The following is a 21,244-nucleotide window of genomic DNA, read 5'->3' on the forward strand; positions in this document are numbered from 1 at the left end:
CCTCACCATAAAGTAGAATTTCCATTATTACCCTTCTCTGCAACATATTAGGCAAAATCTATATCCATCACAAATTTCACAATTAAAGTCACTATTACTTTCAATTAAATATTTATTGTTCATATTTTGGTATATGTCTTCATTTCCACCCAAAGCAAATTTAAAATTCTTAATTTGACTTTGCGAATTTTTATTATATACTAAGTAAGTATTATTTAATTCAATTCTGTGAGTAAAATTATATAACGCATCTAATGGATAGTCCATATAATCTCTATTATAATTAATATCTTCATAATATTTATAAAATTCATTAGCCCATTCATTTAATTCGTTATCACTAATATCTTTCAGATGATTCAGTGAAACATTGTAAGATATCATTAACTTACTAAAATACATAAAGGATTTATCAAATGTAGCACTTTCATTACAAGATATAGGGTAATCTCTATACATAATCAACGGTTTTTTTCTTACAATTTTAGTACATATAATCTCTGTATAAATCCATGGAGAATATGTAGTGTTGATTTTTTCCTTTTCCTTATCAAATACACTTATCGAATTATCCGTATTTAATAACATTACACATTCAACATTATCAATCATATTTTGTAACGCTACTGAAAGCATAATGTTTACATGCTGAGATGCTTGATTACAGCTTTCATGATTATATAAATATCCTCCCGTAGCATTTCTTCTCTTATTACTATATTTACTATTTATTTCTTCAAGTAAATCCGCAGAGTAACTCCATACGTTTGAATCTATGAATACACTAATTTCAAATGTATAATAAATCCAACCAGCTAAGGCATTTGCTAAATCCTGATCCATACGGGAATGTGAAATAAAAATATCAGCTTCTATTGTCGGAAACCAGTCATCTTGTAGTTTACTCCCATTTATTGTATTTTGGGTAATGTATTCCATCAAATCCTTTTTGTAATTCTGTTTTTCATTTTCTAAATGTTCATTTCCCATCTGCTCATATTCTTCAAAACTTAATTCTTTGTCGTAAAAGAAACTTCTATCTAGTTTTAAATTATATCCAGAAAACATATTAATTCCCCCTTGTTAAATTATTTGGATTAACACACCATTATATTCTTTTTTCTGTTTCCTTAATTATAAAATCCATAATTATACATTTATAGATATATTATAACAAACTAATACTCAAAAATATAGTATAATATGTAAAATTTTGTTCCTTATTATTACAAATTTATATTGCATTTTTTTCCCAATAGCTCTATTATATAATGGTAATTATGCAAAGAAATATTAATGATACTCTAACAGACTTACTAATTTACCAATTAATAATTATATAATTGACACAAGAACAAATGTTTGTTACACTAAGGAGGATAAATTGATTTTTATTAGCGGAATACATGGCGCAGGAAAGTCTTATTTTACTGAGAGAATAAAAGAACAATGCAATATTGTAACATATTCAGCTAGTACTTTGATTGCAAATTATAAGGGGTATACATTTAAATCAGATAAAAAAGTTGATAATATTTCAAGTAATCAGCAGATATTGTCTACAGTAATTAAAGAAAAACGTATAACTGACAAAGAAGAATTTCTTTTGGACGGTCATTTTTGCTTACTCAATAAGAATAATGAAATTACCAGGATAGGATTGGATACATTTATTGAATTATCTCCAAATGCAATTATATTGATAACTGAACTACCAGAAATAATAGTCGAACGCAGAAAAACTCGTGATAATGTTAGAGTAAATATTGAGACTACTATGCAATTTCAAAATGAGGAAATAGCATGTGCAAAAGAGGTGGCAAATATTTTAAAGATTCCATTGTTTATAAGCAAAGGTTCTGCAGATATAAACAATGCTATTAATTTTTTATTCAGTATAACTAAGGAGGAATAATGGCTGGTAAATTTCAATGGGAAAAATTTAGTAATTTAAATTTGAATGATACTTTTTTCGATTCATTGAAGAAAGATTATCCTGAATTTGTAGATTGGTTTAATCGAAAAAGTATAAACGGTGAAGAAACTTTAGTATTTAAAGATGATTATGGAATAGGAGCATTTTTATATCTTAAAGATGAAGAAGAACCCCTAGAATTAAATAATCAAATTCTTCCTTCAATCAAGCGAGTTAAGATAGGAACCTTGAGATTATCGGAGAGGCAAAGGGGTATCCGTTTGGGGGAAGGTGCTCTTGGTGTAGCTTTATGGAAATGGCAGGAGAAACAAGTAGATGAAATTTATGTAACCGTATTTGATTCACATGTTACTTTAATACGATTATTCGAACGTTTTGGTTTTACATGTGTTGGTCTTAATAATAGAGGCGAACGTGTATACATAAAGTCCCGAAAGAATTTAGATTATTCTGATTCTTACAAATCCTTTCCTTTTATCAGTTCCAATTTTACAGTAGCTGGCATTATTCCTATTTATGAAGATTACCATGATAAACTCTTCCCATATTCTGAATTAAAAGGAAATTCCAAAGAAGTTGAGGAAGAAGTAGCTGGTAATGGAATAACCAAAATTTTTATTGCTACACCATCTTCCTTAATGCACTATAATGTTGGAGAACCTGTTGGAATATATAGAATATCCCAAATTCCTCCTAAAACATATAAATCAGTAATAACCTCTTACGCTACTATTACTAAAGTTATAACTGTAAAAAGTAATAATTACTGTTACTATCCATTAGACAGCTACATTGACCTTTCAGGCAATAAAACTATATATTCTCAAAAAGAATTAACCGACATATATATGCAAAATAAAACGGTAGTAGTTTTGGAGATGGTATATAATGGTTATTTCGGAAAAGGACATAATATAACTCACAATGAATTACAAAGTAATGGTTTGTTTGAAACATATCCTTATAATATCGAGTACACAAAAAACGAATTTATCAGAATACTAGAAATGGGTGATACAAATGTGCAAAATGTTATTATCGATTAATCCAGAACATGTTATAAATATTCTACAAGGCAATAAGACTTACGAGTATAGGAAAATCTTATGTAAAAGAAAAGTAGATACTATTGTGATATATGCTACTTGTCCAGTACAAAAAATTGTTGGTGAAGTCGAAGTATTAGAAGCAATTGAGATGGATAAAGAAAAACTCTGGAAAATCACTGAAAAGAAATCAGGAATAACAAAAGAGTTTTATGACAAGTATTATGAGGGAAAAGATACTGCCGTTGCTTATAAATTGGGTGAAGTCATAAAATATGATGAACCACATTCTTTAAGTGATATCGGTATTAAGATGGCTCCACAATCCTATATGTATATTTCAGAAAATCTAATATTAGCTAATTAGATAAAAATTCTTTATAGCTATTCTTTATACCAATAAAGTAATCTATAAAAATCACAAGTTAATAGCTGCTGATAGCATTATGCAGTAGCTATTAACTTGTATTGTATATGTACAATCTATTTACAATTCACTCCACATCTTAGTAAAATAGGACTACAAAACAACATGTAGTGATAGATAACTTTTAATAATAGTAGAAGTCACCATGTTAACTTCGCTCAGCTTCTTGAATCAGACAGGATTGTATAAATAGAATTGAAGCTCATCAACAAAGACGAAAAGAGGTGAATTGATGGAAGCATATGCAATATACCTAAGAAAGTCCAGAGCAGACATTGAAGCCGAATCTCATGGAGAGGGAGAAACTCTTCTACGTCACGAAAAGACGCTACTTGATTTAGCCAGAAAGCTAAATCTAAATGTCACTGAAATATATAGAGAAATCGTATCCGGTGAAACGATTGCTGCCAGACCAGTTATGCAACTGCTGCTCTCCGAAGTGGAACAAGGCAAATGGAAAGGTGTCCTCGTCATGGAAGTGGAACGTCTGGCCAGAGGTGATACCATAGATCAGGGAATTGTATCTCAGGCCTTTAAATTCTCGAACACTAAGATTATCACCCCTGTTAAAACCTATGACCCCTCCAACGAATTTGATGAAGAATATTTCGAATTTGGTCTCTTCATGAGCCGCAGGGAGTTTAAAACAATTAACCGGCGTATTCAGCGCGGTCGTATTGCTTCTGTAAAAGAAGGTAAATACATCTCCTCCGTTGCACCCTACGGTTATGAACGGATAAAGTTAAAAAGCGAAAAAGGTTATAGTCTAAAAGTAAATGAAGAACAGGCTAAAGTTGTCCGGATGATATATAATTGGTATGTCAATGGTGACTTGCAGCCCGATGGCAGTAAAGAAACGTTAGGATGCTCACGGATAGCCAAGAAATTAGATTCCATGTCAATAAAACCCATGCTTAAAGCAACCTGGTCCAGATCATCTATAAAAGATATCTTAGAAAATCCAGTTTACATAGGCAAGATTCGCTGGCAGCATCGAAAAGAAGTTAAACAGATTAAGAACAATATCATTACAACAACCAGACCTAACGCAGACGAATATATCCTGGCTGATGGGATCCACGATGCAATTATTGAGGATGAGTTGTGGACGAAAGCACAGGAAATTATGAAAAAGCGTGGTAAGCCTCCGGTATCTGGAAGCAAGGTATTAAAGAATCCGTTAGCCGGAATCGTATACTGCGGTAAGTGTGGTACTATGATGACCAGACTTGGTCCTAACAGCCATACTGCTTACGATTCAATGAAGTGTCCGAATACATATTGTGATAATATCTCCTCTCCGCTTTATGTCGTTGAGAATTCCATAATAGATGCACTTGGAGACTGGCTGATTAATTTTAAGTTCCAATGGAGCAGTAAAAAATCAGACCTGCCTTATGAGCAGTCCATTAAAGATAAAGAGGCGGTCATAAGTGATATCTCTTCCCAAATAACCAAATTACGGAATCAACTTGATAAGACCTTCGAATTGTTGGAACAGGAAGTATATTCGACTGAAGAATTTCAGAATAGACGAAAGAAAATAACAGAACAACTTAATAGTCTGGAAGATACTAAACTTTCCCTGGTAAAGGAATTAAATGCCTTAAAAGAACAATATAATAATAATGATATCCTAATCCCTAAAATCGAACATCTGCTGGAAGTATATAATGATCTGGAGGATGCTACTTCCCGGAATGAACTTCTGAAAGAAGTCTTAGAAAAAGCGGACTATACCAAGACAGAGCCAAACAAAAAAGGAAAGCGTGAAAACCGCAATTTTACTGTAGATATCTTTCCGAAAACATCTCAAGTGTAATAATAAATTGTAATTTTAAATAAATACTCACACTAAACGGTATATCCAATTTAAAAACTGCGTTATATGTTCATTTAGATGAGAAATTTAAAGCATCCTGATTGATTTATGAAAACAATCAGGATGCTTTAATTATTCATTGCTATAAATATTATTGATCAGACAATTGATTTTTTATCTCATTACTAGCAACTAGGTTAAATGCATCAAAATCCAAAGCATATTTGCTTTTTGATGGGTATTCTCCATCATCAGTCCAAGCCACAGTAACCAACTTAGAATTTTTAGAAAATATATCCCAAGTATCATCTTTTAATCCATATTTATACTTTTTCCATAATTCCTTATAATCTTCTGAATTTTTTCCTGGTATCGTCTGCAGAATAGATTTTTCGCTGACCCATAATGCCAAATGTTCGGATTCAGTAAATTTACGTTCTTTTAGCTCGTCGGTCATTAAAAAGGTGTCAAATATACTTATATCTGAAACAGTTTCTCCATATAGCTTTTTCATTTCTTTCAACACCTTATTCATATCAGAACCCTCTGGGTAAGTTACCTTAACAGCAACAAGCTTGGGTTTTCCTTTTTCAAAATTCAAAAAGCTAAACATGATTACATCTGTTTCTTCACCAAATAATTTATATCCTTTTATACCGAAAGCATTATCTTGATCATAATTAATTGTATCTTCTTTAGATATCCCATATGCTTTTAGTACATCAACCATACTCATACCCCAAGTAGTTTTATGAAATTCTAAATTATCAGAAGTAGACTTATTACTACAGGAACATAGTAATATTATTGATGTCACTATTATAATGAAAATTTTTTTCATCTTATCTCCTTTATATGAATATGAATAGTTATTAAAAACTATAAGAAGCTTAGTTAAATTCAGTTTCCCAAATACCCATTTGATCCCTATAATTTAATGTGTATCCAAATATTACAGTACTTGTACCTGCTTTAATTTCTGACCTACAAGCTCTTCCAGCCCCCATAACACTATATGGTATCATATCTAAATTTTGGGGTGAGTAATGATAAGCAATATTTGCTTTTGGATTATAAGTCGCTATTGTTACATCATCATATCCAAAAACTGCGTCAGTCTGATATGTTGAAGCCTGAACAAGACTTGCAGCCTTTAATGCCGTACCATAAATTAATTTTGTATCAAACCAGTTAAATCTAACCTTATAACCAGTTATATCGTTAGTAACACTTACGCTCATGGTTGCATATATACTATAATCACTTAATTGAGCAGAACCATTTTCCACTGATATTACTATATCAGAAGCTGTAACAAAATTTTGATTTTTATCTACTACAGCTAGATTTGTTGAAACTAAATCTTTTAAAATGTGGTTATCTGTATCAACACGCGTTTCAATCATTTGAGTTATGGATAAACTATCATCGTTTCTCTCCTGATTAATTCCATAGCCTGATATCCTAGCCCCATAATTTCTCTCTTCATATTGAGTCAATGCAACGCCAAGAACATCCGCATCATTACTTATATTTCCACTTAATACTTCAGAAAACACCCGTTCTTGTAATTCGGATTTACTTTCATTACTTGCTCCCTCTGATAAAGCTGCTTTACTAACTTTAACAGGTGAACAAACCATAACCATTACCATAAATAATAATAACCACTTATTCCTCATTTTATCTCCTTTGTTTAAATATTGTAGTAATTAATAATCATTTTGTAGATTCAAATTTAATTACTACCTTTACCAGTTACATCTTTTATTATACCCTATTACCAAATTTTATCAATAGTACACATTGCCTTATTTTTCATATATTTGATTTATAAGTGAATTTATGATATTATCTGTATTAAATAATTTATATAATATCACCTATATCCTGCACGCGCATATACATTTGGTCCGCCCATGGCAACGGCTCCTCTAGCCAACGTAAAAAGAGTATTGCAATATGGTGTTTCGGTAATTGACCCGGATAAAATATTGATGGGTATGCCAAATTATGCATATGACTGGCAACTGCCCTTTATAAGAAATCAGACACAAGCTGAATCCATCAGCAATGTTCAGGCTATAGAGCGTGCGGTAGAGCATAATACCACCATCCAATTCGATGAACAGGCCCAATCTCCTTTTTATTACTATACGGATGATAAGGGAGCCGCCCATGTTGTCTGGTTTGAAGATGTCAGAAGCATGAATGCCAAATACCGGTTAATTCCGGAATTTAATCTTCATGGCGATGGTGTGTGGCAGATTATGAACTTCTTTCCCCAAAGCTGGTTGGTAGTTAATTCCCTTTTTACAGTAAACAAAGTTTAAATAATAAAACCTCCTGATTAGATTCATAATCACAATCAGGAGGTTAAAATACCTTTTTAAATTCTAATATTAGTCTTAGAAACGTGTTTTATACTGCGTTTAATACTCTGTGTAAAAATTCCCTGGTACGTTCTTCTGTAGGACTGTTAAAAATCTGTTCCGGAGTTCCCTCTTCTGCTATGACTCCTTTATCCATAAATACTACGCGACCTGCTACTTCTTTAGCAAAACCCATCTCATGAGTAACTACCAGCATGGTAAGTCCTGATTCCGCCAGTTCTTTCATGACTTTTAGTACTTCTCCAACCATTTCCGGGTCAAGGGCTGATGTTGGCTCATCAAACAGCATAACGTCCGGTTCCATAGAGAGTGCCCTGGCAATGGCAACACGTTGTTTCTGACCACCGGATAACTGTCTTGGCTTAGCATTAATGTACTGTTCCATACCTACTATTTTTAAGTATTTCATAGCAACTTCTTTTGCTTCTTCCTTGGAACGGCCAAGTACTTTTAACTGACCTACCATACAGTTACTGAGAACATTATGGTTATTAAATAAATTAAACTGCTGGAACACCATACCAAGCTTCGTACGGTATGCATATATATTATGTTTATTATCCAGTATGTTTTCCCCATTATATATAATCTGCCCGCCGGAGGGTTTCTCCAGGAGATTAACGCAGCGAAGGAGGGTTGATTTTCCGGAACCGGAGGAACCGATAATACATACTACTTCGCCTTTATTTACGGAGAAATCAATATCTTTTAACACTTCATGAGAGCCAAAGGACTTACTCAGATGTTGAATATCAATCACTTTTTCCATAGTTTTGCTCTTAACCTCTTTTCCTATCTATCGAAAGTAAGTTTCCGACACTTAAATTTGTGTTTTTAGCTAATTTGCTTTTTAACGATTTTGACTTATTTTAAAACATTGATTCAGCTTTTTACACCTGCATCTGATTTCCCATCATAATATAATTATCAGGTCCATCTAACTTTCGTTCCACCGCTCGTAATATTCTGGTTACCGTAAAGGTCATAATAAAGTAAAGCACACAGGCTACTGCGAAGGACTCAAAATATCTGAAATTATTACCGGCTACTGACTTCGTCTGGAAGAATAATTCCGAAACTGCGATAACATTAAGTACTGAAGTATCTTTGATGTTAATTACAAATTCATTGCCGGTGGCAGGTAAGATATTACGGATAACCTGTGGCAATACTACATGTATCATAGTTTTAATATGATTCATTCCGACTGCCGCAGCCGCTTCAAACTGACCCTTGTCAATGGATACAATACCACCCCGGACGATTTCTGACATATAAGCTCCGGTATTAATGGATACAATGAAGATAGCCGCCACGGATTTATTCATATCAATGTGAAAGGCCTGAGCGGAACCATAATAAATTACCATGGCTTGTACAATCATCGGCGTACCACGGAAGAACTCAATATAGATGGATAGAATCAGATTAACTATTTTAAATAAGATTTTCTTAATGCCGCGCTCCGGCATGGGTACGGTCCGGACAATACCCACCAGTAAACCAATGAGCCAGCCAAGGGAAGTACCAATCATGGATATATATAGTGTAGCACCGGCTCCACGTAAAAACATCGGCCAGTTGTTTGTTACTATTTTAATAAGCCATTCGAGGCTCATAATATTTTCCTCCTTAAATTAATTCTCTATTTTTATTGGTTTCAAATTGATCTTGATTGATTAGTCAATATATCAACCGGCATCCAACGACTTAATTACCTTGAAAAGGAAACCGGCTGCATCAGCTACAACCGGTTTCCTGGTATCAGTCATTATTGCGCTGCTGGCTGGTTAGCTATAGCAGCATCCATAATGCTAGTACGTTCCTCCTCAGAGATTCCTGCTAAAATCTCATTGATTTTAGGTGTTAATTCACTGCCTTTAGCAATACCTACTGCAATAGCTGTATCATCATCCGAAGTTTTAAAACCGTCCGTAAATTCTACCATTGCAAAGTTTTCATTGGCTGCGGAAGCACTGACGCCCTCAGGTCTTTCTGATACATAACCATCAATTATTCCAGATTCAAGGGCAACTCTCATTGCAGGGAAGTTGTCCATGGCAGTTTCCTTTTTCACACCTTCAATCTGGTCAATTACTGAGTAGTGGAAGGTATTTAACTGGGCTGTGATTTTAGCTCCTTTAAAATCCTGAATGGATTTGGCAGTTTCATATTTACCACCTTTTTTTACAACCATAACCAGGTTTGATCTATAATAATTATCTGAGAAATCAATGGTTTCTTTTCTTTCGGCAGTCGGAGACATACCAGCAATAATTGCATCTATCTTACCGGAGGTTAAAGCCGGAACCAGTCCGTCCCATTCGGTTTTAACAATTACTAATTTCTTTCCTAAACCATCTGCTATTTTTTTAGCAATTTCAACATCGTAGCCGCCGGCAAAGTCCGCACTGTCTTCAATAGCTACACCGCCGTTCGCATCTCCTGTCTGTGTCCAGTTAAATGGAGCATAACCGGCTTCCATACCTACCTTAAAGGTATCTTGCGTTGCTTCACTGCTATCCCCTGATGTACTGTTATCTCCTGATGCAGTATCAGCGGTACTGCTTTCAGCTGTTGATGCTGCCCCCGGATTCGTAGAATCTGTCTTAGTTCCGCATCCTGCTAATAACATAACTGCGGATAATGACATTGCTAATAATGCAACCAATTTTTTCTTCATAAATATTCTCTCCTTTTTATAGATTTTATTAGGTATTCTTTCGCTGTTCTAATAACAACAGTTACGTTCCTTTCGAGCGAAAAAAAAGACCTGAGGTAAACTCAGGTCCAATATGTGCATTGTCCTAAAATCCCCTTCTTTCCCAAACGAGATAGCACAACTCAATAAACTGGGAAGTTCATTGAGACAGTCCTGCAGCTCTTAACTGCAGACCCAGCAGATAATCCTGAGATTATTACCTGCTTCGGCGATATTTCCTTCTCAATAGCATCTTTGCTTCTCAAACTCCTCTAAAGACTGTTAAATACCGCGCCTCTACCTCACCTGTAAAAGTGAGGTCACTATTAAATTATGTTATATATCTTACAACATCAAGTTATATCTGTCAATCTGGCAATTTACTTTTCTTTTGATTTTAGAGGTAGTTTTCCTTTTTTCTTGCATATTTTACCTAATTCTGCCCTGGATTTAGTTTAAGGAAACTATTTTAAACGAAGTTAAATTTTTTTTGAAAATAGGTAATATTGAGGAACCATCCCTTATTTTCATCATACTATAAAATTAGCTCTAATTAAGTTTATTAATTGGAATTAATTTATTGGAGGTATACTATGTCAAAACTTGATGCTGTATCTGTCGGAAAACAGGTCACAGTGGAAGAACTTTCAGCTACAGAATTATTACGGGAGAGAATGCTTGCCCTGGGTTTAACAAAAGGAGCAAGGATTGAAGTAATCAGAAAAGGGCCTTCCGGTGATCCCACCATCTATAATATCCGCGGTGCAATGATAGCCTTACGAAAAGAAGAGGCAACTTTAATCACGGTAACAGATTAAAATAATTAATTGTTTAAATAGAAAAGGTTAGGAGGCTCGTAATGGGGTTAACATTTCAATCGGCTCAGTCCTGTTCTCTGACAGATCTATTTCAGATCGAAAAAAAGGATAACCAGCAAGTTATTGCACTGGCGGGTAATCCCAATACAGGAAAAAGTACAGTTTTTAATGCATTGACCGGACTTCATCAGCATACAGGAAACTGGCCCGGCAAAACTGTTGTCAATGCCAGAGGCGAATATAGGCATAAAGACCTTGAGCATATTTTAGTTGACTTACCGGGAACGTATTCCCTGTTTGCTTCTTCTGCCGAGGAAGAAGTGGCCAGAGATTTCCTGTGTTTTGGCAATGCCAATGCAGTTGTTGTAGTAAGTGATGCAACTTGTCTGGAAAGAAATTTAAACCTGGTCTTTCAGGTCATGGAGCTTACAGAACATGTAATATTATGCATTAATCTAATTGATGAAGCACGAAAGAAAAATATCATAATTGACGGAAAGGGCATCGAAGAGGAATTAGGTATTCCGGTTATCTTATGCGCAGCGAGAAACGGTACCGGCATGAAGGAATTAAGGGAAACTGTTTATAACGTAACAACTGGTAAAATAAATCCGAAGCCACGTCAGCTCCTATATGATGAGGAAATCGAAAACAAACTTAACTCTATTATTCCTTTATTAACATCGAGGATTCATGGTATAAATCCAAGATGGCTTGCTTTAAGAATCCTTGACGGGGATACCAAACTTACAGAATCCATATTTAACAATCTGGAACATTCTGTAAAAGATGAAATTCTATCGGGTCTTCGTTCAGATGATACGACTTTAAAAAAAGAGAAAGTACGTGAAGAAATTACAAAAGAACTATATAAAAGGGCGGAACAGATTACTGCCAGCTATGTAAAAACAGATAACACAAAAATTAATCGGGACAGAATTATTGATAACTATATCACCTCAAGGATTTTCGGTCTTCCTCTTATGCTTCTGGTGCTGGCTGTTGTGTTTTGGATAACCATATCCGGTGCTAATATACCTTCTGCCATATTATCCGACGGCTTCTCTTATCTGGAAGAAAAGCTCACCCTTTTATTTCAGTATCTAGATGCTCCCACCTGGCTTCATGGTATTTTAATTCTTGGTCTGTTTCGGACTATGGCGTGGGTAATCTCTGTTATGCTGCCCCCAATGGCTATCTTCTTTCCTTTGTTTACAATATTGGAGGATTTGGGATATCTGCCAAGAGTTGCTTTTAATATGGACCATTTGTTTAAGAAAGCCTGCGCTCACGGTAAGCAATGCTTAAGTATGTGCATGGGATTTGGCTGCAATGCCGCCGGCATTGTATCCTGCCGTATTATAGAATCTCCAAGAGAACGTCTGATTGCGATTTTAACGAATAATTTTGTTCCCTGCAACGGAAGATTTCCACAACCATACAAAGAGAAATAAAATTATCCCTCCATTCAGGCAATGAAAAATCCATCAAATTAATCGTACCTAAGTCCCCCTAGATGGCGATTTTACAAGCATTTATTTGATGCTTCCATCAAGTTCGCATAATTTTAGTTTTTCCAGTATTTTGTCAATGACAGTTATCTTTTCTTCTGTGGTTAAATCAGAACTAGTTAGTCTCCGTTTTATCACTTCGCAATGAAATTCATTTATTTTATCCGAGAGTACTTGAAAGTCCATATTGTCAGAAAAATGGATTATTACATTCTGAACACAATTTTTTTTCATTTACTCTCTCCACCGATAATTAATAGATATTTTATGTTATGAAAACATCGGTATGTCCTATTACATTATAAGAAGAGGTATTATAATAAATATTTTTTAAATGTCTATAGGTAAAAAATGCATTTTGCTCAACCTGATTCAGTTGTAATAAAAACTACAACATTCATAACGACCAGCTCCTTTCACTGCTGTAAAATGTATAGTTACATCTTTGTTATCCTATCCATCTTAAGTCCTGCCAAAATAAAAGACGGCGGCTTTGTGTAACCGTCGTCTGCTAATAATATTAGTTTTTGCACCCAATGAAAATACATATTACCGGACAGCGGTTTAATTTATATAACAGCTGCTAACTCATTTCCTGTACATATAAAGCCATTATTTCTTTCATTAAAACATAAAATTCATTCCTTTAATAACTTTAAAATATTCTCACCTAAAATTTTGTTTTTTATCTCCTCAGATGGGCTAAGATACTCTACAAGTTGTTTACTTAACAAAGGATCTCCATATGGAGCATCTGAACTAAACAGGCATTTATCCGGGAGTTCTGTCACAGCCATACGAACAGCAAGGGTAGAAAATGCCGCCGACAAATCTAAATATACGTTAGAAACAGTTCTGGCAAACTCTATCACATCCATCCAATGATAGCCGCCCATGTGCCCAAAGATAACAGAAATCTTGGGATGCCTTTTTGTGATATCCATAAGAATGTTAATTCCGCTTAGTGAAACAGGATTAAATGTATGAATCCATATAGGCAATTCAGGATATTTTTCCAAGGCTTGAAAAACAGTCTCTAATTGACTGATTTGCTTATCTGAACCAGGAGTAAATTCCCCCACGCCTTTTAAATTGTTAGAAATAATATAGGTATTAATCCAATTTTTTGTCTCTTCCAAAGATAAATCAAGTGGAACGGAACCAAAGCCATAGAATTTATCCGGATATTTTTCAATAATCTCTGTCAGGTCCTGTATGTTATTCCTCATTCGATTCAAATCGTCTTCTCTGCTATTAGTACCTGCTAATATCTTATATAAAGCACCCATTTCCTTTTTTAACTCTTCTAATGTAGCAGCTCTCTCTGGATGTGGAGCCGTGCAAAACAGAATTGCTTTGTCAATATCTGCCTTTTCTAAGTTTTCTAATTGCATTTTAGTAGGTAACATTACATGTTCATGGCTATCAATAATCATAATAAATCTTCCTTTCTATATCGTGTTATTCTTGCTATAATAAAAAGGTATCATGGCTTAATAAGAAGAACAAGTACGCACATTTTTAATATAAGGTACCTTTTTTGATACATATCATATTTTAGGAAGGATTAATTATGGCTAAATCAATTTCATCAGATACTGCCTGTCCTATGTCGTTAGGGATTAATGTACTAAGTGGTAGGTGGAAGATACAAATCTTGTGGAATATCTACCACAAAAAAACTCTGCGTTTTAATGAATTGCAGCGCACCTTGGGAAACATTACTACGAAAACACTAACCGAACAGTTACGAGAACTGGAAGAACAACGAATCATAAAAAGAACTATTTTTCCAGAGGTTCCTCCAAAGGTTGAGTATTCTTTTACTGAAATAGGACAAACTTTGGAACCTGTTTTTAAAACGCTTTGTGAATGGGGTTCCCAATACCTGCATAAAATTAGTATGGAAGAAAATCAGTAACCGTTAAGAACCATCACATTCATTAGCCTCTGTGCTAAACCTTATCTGACCTTGCAATCTGAAAAGGATGGTGAATCGTCTTTGAAAATCTTTATTTACAGCCGTAAATCGGTTTATACCGGCAAGGGTGAAAGTGTTGAGAACCAAATTGAAATGTGTAAAGAATATATTACAGCAAAGCTTTCGTCAACCGATAAAGCAGTGATAACCGTTTATGAGGATGAGGGGTTCTCTGCAAAGAACACAGACAGACCGCAATTTCAGCAAATGATCCGCGACATCAAATTAAACAAGCCGGAATATATTGTATGCTATCGCCTTGACCGTATCAGCCGCAATGTAAGCGATTTTTCTTCTTTGATTGAATATCTGAACAATCATAATATTTCTTTTATCTGTATCAAAGAAGAATTTGACACATCAAAACCTATGGGCAAAGCCATGATGTACATAGCTTCTGTTTTCGCACAATTGGAACGGGAAACCATTGCAGAACGTGTCCGCGATAATATGCTCATGCTGGCAAGAACCGGACGGTGGCTGGGGGGCACTACTCCCACAGGCTTCACTTCTGAAAAGGTACAAGAAATCGTTATTGACGGTAAGATTAAAACTGCCTGCAAATTAAAGGACAATCCGGATGAATTAAAAATAATTGATTGTATTTACGAAAAATTCTTAGAGTTTCGCAGTATATCAGGTGTCAGCAAATATTTAATTAAGCAGGGAATCCGGTCACGAACTGGCAAAATGTTCTCTCTGCTTGGAATCAAAGAAATTCTTCAAAACCCAGTCTATTGCATTGCTGATGAAGATGTATGGAACTATTTTTCGGAACATCATGCAGATATTTGCTTTGACAAGTCTGAATGCTCTAACAAATATGCATTACTAGCCTACAATAAGCGTGATTATAGAAAGAAGAATGCCCCACGTCAGGAAATAGACAAGTGGATCATTGCGATTGGTAAGCACAAGGGGCGTGTATCCGGTAAAAAGTGGGTAGCGATTCAAAACATCTTAAAGGACAACGTGGCAACAGGTACAAAACCTGCCCTCATGCACAATGACTATTCGCTGCTATCCGGTTTAATCTATTGTGATAAATGCAAAAGCCGTATGTTTGCAAAACATAGAAGCGGTAAAGGTGCAAATAATGGGTTATATGATTATATTTGCAACAATAAATTGCGTGGCGGCATGGATTTATGTGATTGTCAAAACATCAATGGTCAGCAGGCAGATGATTTAGTCTGTGAGCATCTTATGCTTTATACGAATGAAAACTCAGTTATCTATAAGCTGCTTAATAAGCTGAAACGAGACTTACAAGGACAGACACAGAAAAATCCACTTGTAATAATTGATGATAAAATAAAAAAATGTAACAGTGAGATTAAAAATTTAATCAATACACTGTCCCATGGAAACATAGGATCAGCTTTCATTGAACATATAAACATCAAAATAAATGAGCTTGACAAGGAACTGGCTTCCTTAAAAGAAGAAAAGATCCGTCTGCAAAAAGACACTACTATTATATCTGACAAAGAACTTCTGATGAATATACTGTCTTCAGCATTATCAAACTTCAAAGGCAATTTTTATACGCTGTCGGTTGAAGAAAAAAGGACCTTAATCAAACTGATGGTACAAAAAATAGTATGGGACGGAAACGACCTTCATGTTTATATATATGGTGAATAACTGTCATCCATTTACTCGTTATATGGATCAAAATTTCCCTTTGTGTGGTGGCGCATTTCCTACCCTTATTGCTGTTTCCTCAGTATTTCTGGCCGCAAATGCTGGTATTAAGTTTGGCATACTGCCGGCCTTAACGGTAACCGGATTAATCCTGCTTGGTATCCTGATTACTCTGCTGGTTTCCTACGGGTTATCCAAAACCCTGCTTAAGGGCATACCTTCCACCTTTACCCTTGAACTGCCGCCTTACCGGGTTCCTCAAATTGGCAGGGTACTTTATACCTCGATTATAGACCGGACTCTCTTTGTCCTTTGGAGAGCTGTAGCAGTAGCAGCTCCTGCCGGTGTTGTAATTTGGATTCTTGCCAATATCCGGTTGGGAGATTTAAGCATCATCGGTCATGCGGCTGCTTTTCTTAATCCCTTTGCTAAACTGATTGGTCTCGACGGATATATCCTGCTGGCCTTTCTTTTAGGACTCCCGGCCAATGAGATTGTACTCCCAATCTTGATTATGAGTTATCTGTCCACTGGATCCATGATGCAATATGATAGCCTGGAATCCTTACGCACCATACTGCTAAACAATGGCTGGACCTATCTTACCGCTTTAAATGTTATGCTTTTTAGCCTGCTTCACTGGCCTTGTGCTACTACTTTACTGACCATCAAAAAGGAAACTGGAAGTATAAAATGGACGATAATAGGTGCCGTCCTGCCAACTGGTATTGCAGTCCTTGTATGCCTTCTTACTACCACCCTGTTCCGAATATTGAAGTGGGTATAATTGATATGGTTGCTGTAAAATTATTATCTTAATTTATCTTTATGATAATTATGATAAGTTAATATGCTTTTGACTGAGCGAAACATATCCTTAATTTTACAGCAGCCGTAATAAACGAGAATCATATACCGTTTGTCACTGTGTCACGGTTCGGTCCATTTGATTTTTCCTCTTCTGAAAGCAAGAAATTGTTCCTTTATTTCAGGATATTCATCAAAAAAATCGGTCAGATCCCTTAGACCAAGCAAGATTTCATTACTAATGGTATGTTCCATTTTTTCCGTACTTTCAAGCAATCCGTCTTTTATGTCCAGAACAGACAAAAAACGCTCGATTAGATTATGTCGGTTCAATAATGTCTTTCCCAACTTTACACCACCGGGTTCCAGCATGATTACCCCGTATTTTTCATATTTGAGTAAATGGACATCCGCTAGTTTCTGGATCATTTTTGTTACAGAAGGCGGCTGTACATTGAGTGCTGCGGCAAGGTCATTGACTCTGGTAAATCCGGTTTCTTCCGAAAGTCTGTATATCATCTCCATATAATCTTCTGCAGATGCAGATAAAATCTCCTGATCCTTTCTCATATATTCCCGAAAGGTAAAAAACTCCTGTTCCGGCATGCCTACCTCAACTTTGGTCTTTCTTAATTCATTATATGTCAGCTTTATCAAATATAGTAAATACACTAGAATGATAATCTGTAACGCTTCCATGCATTTGTTACGGATTTAAAGTCACCTCAGCTGCTGCCAGCTCCTGCCCGTTGATTAGCAGTGATATCCTATGCTGCCCCGGATAGTGCCGCCTGGTGGTTAATTCAGCAAAACTGTGGGACTTTACTCCGGTTAACTTTGTGCCGCCCTTTACTGTCTTATCTGACAACAGGAATAATTTACGGGAAGTCTTACCATTTGCCTTGATAAAATCTACTCCGTATTCAATCCGTAAATGGACCGGTGCCGTCTCCATAAGTGTAATTACATACTTTATCTCACAGGTATCACCAATGCTTAATACTGAGGGCGTAACCGCAATAACAGCGTCTTTTATGCTCTCCCTAACATTGTCTGCATACCCAAAAAGTTCCAGAGCTTTAGGCTCTGCCTTACGTATTAACGTACGCAAGCCTTGACGGAGTATCCAGTCTGTAAACGGATTAACTCCTTTTAAACGTTCTGCAAGATCCAAAACCAAGGTTTTATTATCCTTTGTAATATCATTAATATTATTTGCTACACTTTTGCGAACATAGAGGGAGGTATCCTCCATTAAATTCATTAGGACCCCCAGTACAGGTGCCGGATCTGCTTTAAATACCGGAAGGCTGACTCCCCAGGGCAGGCGAGGTCTGCATCCCTCACTGGAAAGTCTTCTCACATGTTCATTATCGTGCTTGGACCAGATTTCCATTTGCTCTATTCCACGGACCGGATCTTTTAGCAAAAAGGGTCTTATGGCAAATTCCGACGAGGATTGTTTGGTAAAACGCTCCAGTGCTTTCATAGATAATTCCCAGTGTTCCTCCCCTTGTCCAAATACTTCTACAAAATCCGGCAGAACCATATAAGGAAATCCCATACATTCTTCATTGATAGTAAATAAAATCATTAAGGCCGCTTCATAATCCTCCGGAAGAAATTTACCCATACCTTCACTGATTTTTCGCATACGTGCCTTTAATTCAAGGTCTTCCCAGGTCTCATCCATAACCTCTGAGATAAACTTTTGCACCGGGAAGGCTGAATACACTGCATTTATCCGTTCTCCGAATTCTTTTAAGAACTCTTGATTATACATATCCTTCAAACGATCCGACATAGTATCATCCTTTCATTTAAATTTTTCTTGGACTCTTAAATTTCAGTTCTCACTGGGGAAGTAACCTCAATCGCATTACCCTCACTGTCTACAAACTCCAGTACTTTGTTGTTGCTTTCACTTTTTGCCCCAGCAGTTTTTCGTAAAAACCAATTGCACGTTCCATATCTTTTACACAGATATATAATGAATTAATCTCGAATGCCAAATCCATCTAAACCCTCCTTAAAGTATATCTTTCGCACTATTATAACACATAAACCTGACATCAGTCTGTCAGATTTATCATGATAACTTATTAAACTATATCTCTTCTTATAGTTTACACCCCTGCCAAAAGTAAAAGTACGTAATGTGAACTATAATCCTCTCCTCTTTCATGAAAGAAAAGTATCAGCCTTAATTCCTTTTACAGTCAGGGGTTTCCCTTTGCCGTTACAGGACCTGACTTATAATCCTGTGTGTTTATATGCTGGTATTCTATAAACCTGGTATATTCAAACATACTTTCCAGTAATATTTTGTAGAAATTTGGAATTGAAACCGTTACAATATAGGAATGAGATTTATGTAAACCATTTTTAACCCTTGGGAGGTTATTTCATGAAAAAAATTTATTTGCTTCTCCTGTCATGTCTGATTCTTATACTAGCAGGTGCAGCCGGTTATCAATATCTGAGCAAAAATAATAAAGAACTCAAAATGTCCTACCCCTCATTCATAAGCGCTGTGGATCAAAATCAGGTAAAATCCGTAGAGTACAGTGAGAAAGGAAGTAATACCTTTAAAGCCAATTTATATAGCGAACCTGATACGACATATACGGTACCCAATCCTAAGACTGAAGATTTTATCGAATTTTTATTAACAAATAATGTTACGGTAAATTACGGTCAGGACAGCCTGTTAACCAAATTACTTCAATTTGCCCTGCTTATTGTAATCGGTGCGGGGGTATTTCTCTTCGTAAGAAAAGGCAATGGCAGTAATAAGCCTATGATTGCAGATTCCAATAAAAAGTCAGGGAATGATGCTGCAATTACCTTGAATCAAATTGCCGGTAATACAGAAGCAAAATTAATGGTAGAGGATATCATCGAGTTTATAAAACAGCCGGATAAATATGCGGCAGTAGGTGCCAGAATGCCAAAAGGTCTTTTGCTATACGGGCCTCCCGGCACCGGTAAAACCTTAATGGCAAAAGCCATAGCCGGAGAAGCCGGCGTCCCTTTTTATGCCATGAGCGGATCTGATTTCGTTCAAATGTATGTAGGCGTCGGTGCAAGCCGTATCCGTAATCTGTTTAATAAAGCCAAAAAGAGTGAAAAAGCGGTTATCTTTATTGATGAAATTGATGCAATCGGTAAAAAACGTGCCAGAAATACTTCTGCCAGCAATGACGAACGTGACCAGACCCTGAATGCACTCCTTACCGAAATGTCCGGCTTTCACGAAAATAAAGGCATTGTCGTTATCGGTGCCACCAACCGCCTGGATACTCTGGATGAAGCCCTGTTAAGACCCGGCCGTTTTGACAGACAGATTGAAATTGGTCTGCCGGACGTCAACGCCAGAAAAAAGATACTATCACTTTATGCCGGTAAAAAGCCACTATCCGATGATGTGGATTTGGAGGCTCTTTCAAAATCCACCGTATATTTCAGCGGTGCCATGCTTGAAAACCTGCTAAATGAAGCCGCCATCAATGCCGCCAACGAGGAACAGCCCGTGATATCAAGTGAGCATATAGAAAAAGCTTTTTATACGGTAATTGCCGGAGCACCAATGCTTGACCGAAGTTTTATCTCCGATCGTGACCGGAAAATTACGGCATACCATGAAGCCGGTCATGCGCTGGTTACCAGACTACTTCAACCAGACCATTATATCTCCAAAGTAACTATTATACCCAGTGTCCGCGGAGCCGGTGGCTTTAACTTGAGTATTCCAAAGGATACTATGTTTCAGACACAAAAGCAGATTAAAGCAAGTATTCAGATGCTGCTTGCCGGAAGAGCTGCCGAAGAACTCATCTTCGGAGAAACTGAAATAACAACCGGTGCCAGCAATGATATTCAGAAGGCCTCCTCCATTATTGTGGATTATATAAATAAATACGGAATGGATCAGGATATGGGACTATTCAGTACTGCAGTCCTGGCAGAAGGTTACGACCGTGATTTGGTTAATAAGTGCCGTAACCAAATGAACCTGCTTTATGGCGAAACAAGAAAACTAATCGAATCCAACTTAAAACAACTAGAAACCATTTCCTCCGAACTTTTAGAAAAGGAATCCTTAAATGGTGAGGATATTGAACGAATCTGCGGTTAGCTGCTGTAAAAGCTAAT

General features: G+C 36.1%; 22 protein-coding genes and 1 riboswitch. Of the genes, 11 read left to right on the forward strand and 11 right to left on the reverse strand.

From position 1 onward, the window contains the following. Positions 1–27: 27 nt before the first annotated feature. Positions 28–1,068 (reverse strand): hypothetical protein, encoded by a 1,041-nt coding sequence (locus tag QA584_RS17500; protein ID WP_278270380.1) that lies wholly within the window; start codon positions 1,066–1,068, stop codon positions 28–30. Between the two features lie 316 nt (positions 1,069–1,384). Here QA584_RS17500 and QA584_RS17505 point away from each other — a divergent pair, with 316 nt between their 5' ends. From QA584_RS17505 to QA584_RS17520, 4 genes are all read left to right on the forward strand, one after another. Next, positions 1,385–1,915, forward strand: a complete 531-nt coding sequence (locus tag QA584_RS17505; RefSeq protein ID WP_278270381.1) for an ATP-binding protein — start codon at positions 1,385–1,387, stop codon at positions 1,913–1,915. Beyond that, on the forward strand, positions 1,915–2,982 hold the full coding sequence (locus QA584_RS17510; protein ID WP_278270382.1) for a GNAT family N-acetyltransferase: 1,068 nt from the start codon (positions 1,915–1,917) through the stop codon (positions 2,980–2,982). The genes QA584_RS17505 and QA584_RS17510 overlap by 1 nt, the downstream gene beginning before the upstream one ends. Further along, the gene (locus tag QA584_RS17515; protein ID WP_278270383.1) at positions 2,957–3,349 is read left to right on the forward strand and encodes a hypothetical protein; all 393 of its coding nucleotides are present in this window, start codon (positions 2,957–2,959) and stop codon (positions 3,347–3,349) included. The genes QA584_RS17510 and QA584_RS17515 overlap by 26 nt, the downstream gene beginning before the upstream one ends. Before the next feature lie 292 nt (positions 3,350–3,641). Beyond that, the gene (locus QA584_RS17520; protein WP_278270384.1) at positions 3,642–5,231 is read left to right on the forward strand and encodes a recombinase family protein; all 1,590 of its coding nucleotides are present in this window, start codon (positions 3,642–3,644) and stop codon (positions 5,229–5,231) included. A gap of 151 nt (positions 5,232–5,382) precedes the next feature. Here the strand turns inward: QA584_RS17520 and QA584_RS17525 are convergent, their stop codons facing one another. Next, positions 5,383–6,072, reverse strand: a complete 690-nt coding sequence (locus QA584_RS17525) for a hypothetical protein (protein WP_278270385.1) — start codon at positions 6,070–6,072, stop codon at positions 5,383–5,385. Positions 6,073–6,121: 49 nt separating this feature from the next. Further along, a complete protein-coding gene (locus QA584_RS17530; RefSeq protein ID WP_278270386.1) occupies positions 6,122–6,913 on the reverse strand; it encodes a hypothetical protein in 792 nt (263 codons plus the stop codon). Between the two features lie 237 nt (positions 6,914–7,150). Here QA584_RS17530 and QA584_RS17535 point away from each other — a divergent pair, with 237 nt between their 5' ends. Continuing rightward, positions 7,151–7,564: a glycosyl hydrolase family 18 protein gene (locus QA584_RS17535; protein WP_278270387.1), complete on the forward strand. Its 414-nt coding sequence runs from the start codon at positions 7,151–7,153 to the stop codon at positions 7,562–7,564. Between the two features lie 88 nt (positions 7,565–7,652). On the opposite strand, the gene QA584_RS17540 is transcribed toward QA584_RS17535, so the two are convergent. The 3 genes from QA584_RS17540 to QA584_RS17550 form a co-directional block, all read right to left on the reverse strand. Further along, the gene (locus tag QA584_RS17540) at positions 7,653–8,393 is read right to left on the reverse strand and encodes an amino acid ABC transporter ATP-binding protein (protein ID WP_278270388.1); all 741 of its coding nucleotides are present in this window, start codon (positions 8,391–8,393) and stop codon (positions 7,653–7,655) included. A 121-nt stretch (positions 8,394–8,514) separates the two neighbouring features. Continuing rightward, complete coding sequence (locus tag QA584_RS17545) at positions 8,515–9,243, reverse strand: amino acid ABC transporter permease (RefSeq protein WP_278270389.1); 729 nt, start codon at positions 9,241–9,243, stop codon at positions 8,515–8,517. A 152-nt stretch (positions 9,244–9,395) separates the two neighbouring features. After that, positions 9,396–10,307, reverse strand: coding sequence for a transporter substrate-binding domain-containing protein (locus tag QA584_RS17550; RefSeq protein WP_278270390.1), 912 nt, complete (start codon positions 10,305–10,307; stop codon positions 9,396–9,398). A gap of 144 nt (positions 10,308–10,451) precedes the next feature. Then, positions 10,452–10,633, reverse strand: a riboswitch (Lysine riboswitch). 285 nt (positions 10,634–10,918) lie between these two features. Here QA584_RS17550 and QA584_RS17555 point away from each other — a divergent pair. Next, positions 10,919–11,143 carry a FeoA family protein gene (locus tag QA584_RS17555; protein WP_278270391.1) on the forward strand — a complete coding sequence of 75 codons (225 nt, stop codon included), beginning with the start codon at positions 10,919–10,921 and terminating at the stop codon, positions 11,141–11,143. Between the two features lie 41 nt (positions 11,144–11,184). Further along, positions 11,185–12,597 carry a ferrous iron transport protein B gene (feoB, locus tag QA584_RS17560; RefSeq protein WP_334306011.1) on the forward strand — a complete coding sequence of 471 codons (1,413 nt, stop codon included), beginning with the start codon at positions 11,185–11,187 and terminating at the stop codon, positions 12,595–12,597. A gap of 81 nt (positions 12,598–12,678) precedes the next feature. Here the strand turns inward: feoB and QA584_RS17565 are convergent, their stop codons facing one another. Then, positions 12,679–12,888 carry a hypothetical protein gene (locus QA584_RS17565; protein WP_278270392.1) on the reverse strand — a complete coding sequence of 70 codons (210 nt, stop codon included), beginning with the start codon at positions 12,886–12,888 and terminating at the stop codon, positions 12,679–12,681. A 404-nt stretch (positions 12,889–13,292) separates the two neighbouring features. Further along, positions 13,293–14,090, reverse strand: coding sequence for an amidohydrolase family protein (locus QA584_RS17570; RefSeq protein WP_278270393.1), 798 nt, complete (start codon positions 14,088–14,090; stop codon positions 13,293–13,295). Positions 14,091–14,227: 137 nt separating this feature from the next. Here QA584_RS17570 and QA584_RS17575 point away from each other — a divergent pair, with 137 nt between their 5' ends. The 3 genes from QA584_RS17575 (at position 14,228) to QA584_RS17585 (ending at position 17,069) form a co-directional block, all read left to right on the forward strand. After that, on the forward strand, positions 14,228–14,575 hold the full coding sequence (locus QA584_RS17575; RefSeq protein ID WP_278270394.1) for a winged helix-turn-helix transcriptional regulator: 348 nt from the start codon (positions 14,228–14,230) through the stop codon (positions 14,573–14,575). 81 nt (positions 14,576–14,656) lie between these two features. Continuing rightward, positions 14,657–16,282, forward strand: a complete 1,626-nt coding sequence (locus tag QA584_RS17580; RefSeq protein ID WP_278270395.1) for a recombinase family protein — start codon at positions 14,657–14,659, stop codon at positions 16,280–16,282. Continuing rightward, positions 16,260–17,069: a nucleoside recognition domain-containing protein gene (locus QA584_RS17585; protein WP_331487663.1), complete on the forward strand. Its 810-nt coding sequence runs from the start codon at positions 16,260–16,262 to the stop codon at positions 17,067–17,069. The genes QA584_RS17580 and QA584_RS17585 overlap by 23 nt, the downstream gene beginning before the upstream one ends. A 143-nt stretch (positions 17,070–17,212) precedes the next feature. On the opposite strand, the gene QA584_RS17590 is transcribed toward QA584_RS17585, so the two are convergent. The 3 genes from QA584_RS17590 to QA584_RS17600 form a co-directional block, all read right to left on the reverse strand. Continuing rightward, positions 17,213–17,746: an iron dependent repressor, metal binding and dimerization domain protein gene (locus QA584_RS17590; protein WP_331487664.1), complete on the reverse strand. Its 534-nt coding sequence runs from the start codon at positions 17,744–17,746 to the stop codon at positions 17,213–17,215. A 49-nt stretch (positions 17,747–17,795) separates the two neighbouring features. Further along, on the reverse strand, positions 17,796–18,893 hold the full coding sequence (locus QA584_RS17595; RefSeq protein WP_278270396.1) for a hypothetical protein: 1,098 nt from the start codon (positions 18,891–18,893) through the stop codon (positions 17,796–17,798). Between the two features lie 88 nt (positions 18,894–18,981). Next, positions 18,982–19,107, reverse strand: a complete 126-nt coding sequence (locus QA584_RS17600; protein WP_278270397.1) for a VOC family protein — start codon at positions 19,105–19,107, stop codon at positions 18,982–18,984. Between the two features lie 389 nt (positions 19,108–19,496). On the opposite strand from QA584_RS17600, the gene QA584_RS17605 reads away from it, so the two are divergent. Then, entirely contained in the window at positions 19,497–21,227 is a 1,731-nt protein-coding gene (locus QA584_RS17605; RefSeq protein ID WP_278270398.1) for an ATP-dependent metallopeptidase FtsH/Yme1/Tma family protein, read from the forward strand. The last annotated feature ends 17 nt before the right edge of the window (positions 21,228–21,244 follow it).

Origin of the sequence: Anaerocolumna sp. AGMB13025 (assembly GCF_029689925.1) — a bacterium.
In the GTDB taxonomy this organism is placed as follows: Bacteria; Bacillota; Clostridia; order Lachnospirales; family Lachnospiraceae; genus Anaerocolumna.

Excerpts from the sequence above, each read along its gene's own strand:
- QA584_RS17500 (WP_278270380.1), bottom strand. The coding sequence starts at position 1,068 with ATGTTTTCTGGATATAATTTAAAACTAGATAGAAGTTTCTTTTACGAC.
- QA584_RS17510 (WP_278270382.1), top strand. The coding sequence starts at position 1,915 with ATGGCTGGTAAATTTCAATGGGAAAAATTTAGTAATTTAAATTTGAAT.
- QA584_RS17515 (WP_278270383.1), top strand. The coding sequence starts at position 2,957 with ATGTGCAAAATGTTATTATCGATTAATCCAGAACATGTTATAAATATT.
- QA584_RS17520 (WP_278270384.1), top strand. The coding sequence starts at position 3,642 with ATGGAAGCATATGCAATATACCTAAGAAAGTCCAGAGCAGACATTGAA.
- QA584_RS17525 (WP_278270385.1), bottom strand. The coding sequence starts at position 6,072 with ATGAAAAAAATTTTCATTATAATAGTGACATCAATAATATTACTATGT.
- QA584_RS17530 (WP_278270386.1), bottom strand. The coding sequence starts at position 6,913 with ATGAGGAATAAGTGGTTATTATTATTTATGGTAATGGTTATGGTTTGT.
- QA584_RS17535 (WP_278270387.1), top strand. The coding sequence starts at position 7,151 with ATGGCAACGGCTCCTCTAGCCAACGTAAAAAGAGTATTGCAATATGGT.
- QA584_RS17540 (WP_278270388.1), bottom strand. The coding sequence starts at position 8,393 with ATGGAAAAAGTGATTGATATTCAACATCTGAGTAAGTCCTTTGGCTCT.
- QA584_RS17545 (WP_278270389.1), bottom strand. The coding sequence starts at position 9,243 with ATGAGCCTCGAATGGCTTATTAAAATAGTAACAAACAACTGGCCGATG.
- QA584_RS17550 (WP_278270390.1), bottom strand. The coding sequence starts at position 10,307 with ATGAAGAAAAAATTGGTTGCATTATTAGCAATGTCATTATCCGCAGTT.
- QA584_RS17555 (WP_278270391.1), top strand. The coding sequence starts at position 10,919 with ATGTCAAAACTTGATGCTGTATCTGTCGGAAAACAGGTCACAGTGGAA.
- feoB (WP_334306011.1), top strand. The coding sequence starts at position 11,185 with ATGGGGTTAACATTTCAATCGGCTCAGTCCTGTTCTCTGACAGATCTA.
- QA584_RS17565 (WP_278270392.1), bottom strand. The coding sequence starts at position 12,888 with ATGAAAAAAAATTGTGTTCAGAATGTAATAATCCATTTTTCTGACAAT.
- QA584_RS17570 (WP_278270393.1), bottom strand. The coding sequence starts at position 14,090 with ATGATTATTGATAGCCATGAACATGTAATGTTACCTACTAAAATGCAA.
- QA584_RS17575 (WP_278270394.1), top strand. The coding sequence starts at position 14,228 with ATGGCTAAATCAATTTCATCAGATACTGCCTGTCCTATGTCGTTAGGG.
- QA584_RS17585 (WP_331487663.1), top strand. The coding sequence starts at position 16,260 with ATGTTTATATATATGGTGAATAACTGTCATCCATTTACTCGTTATATG.
- QA584_RS17595 (WP_278270396.1), bottom strand. The coding sequence starts at position 18,893 with ATGTCGGATCGTTTGAAGGATATGTATAATCAAGAGTTCTTAAAAGAA.
- QA584_RS17600 (WP_278270397.1), bottom strand. The coding sequence starts at position 19,107 with ATGGATTTGGCATTCGAGATTAATTCATTATATATCTGTGTAAAAGAT.
- QA584_RS17605 (WP_278270398.1), top strand. The coding sequence starts at position 19,497 with ATGAAAAAAATTTATTTGCTTCTCCTGTCATGTCTGATTCTTATACTA.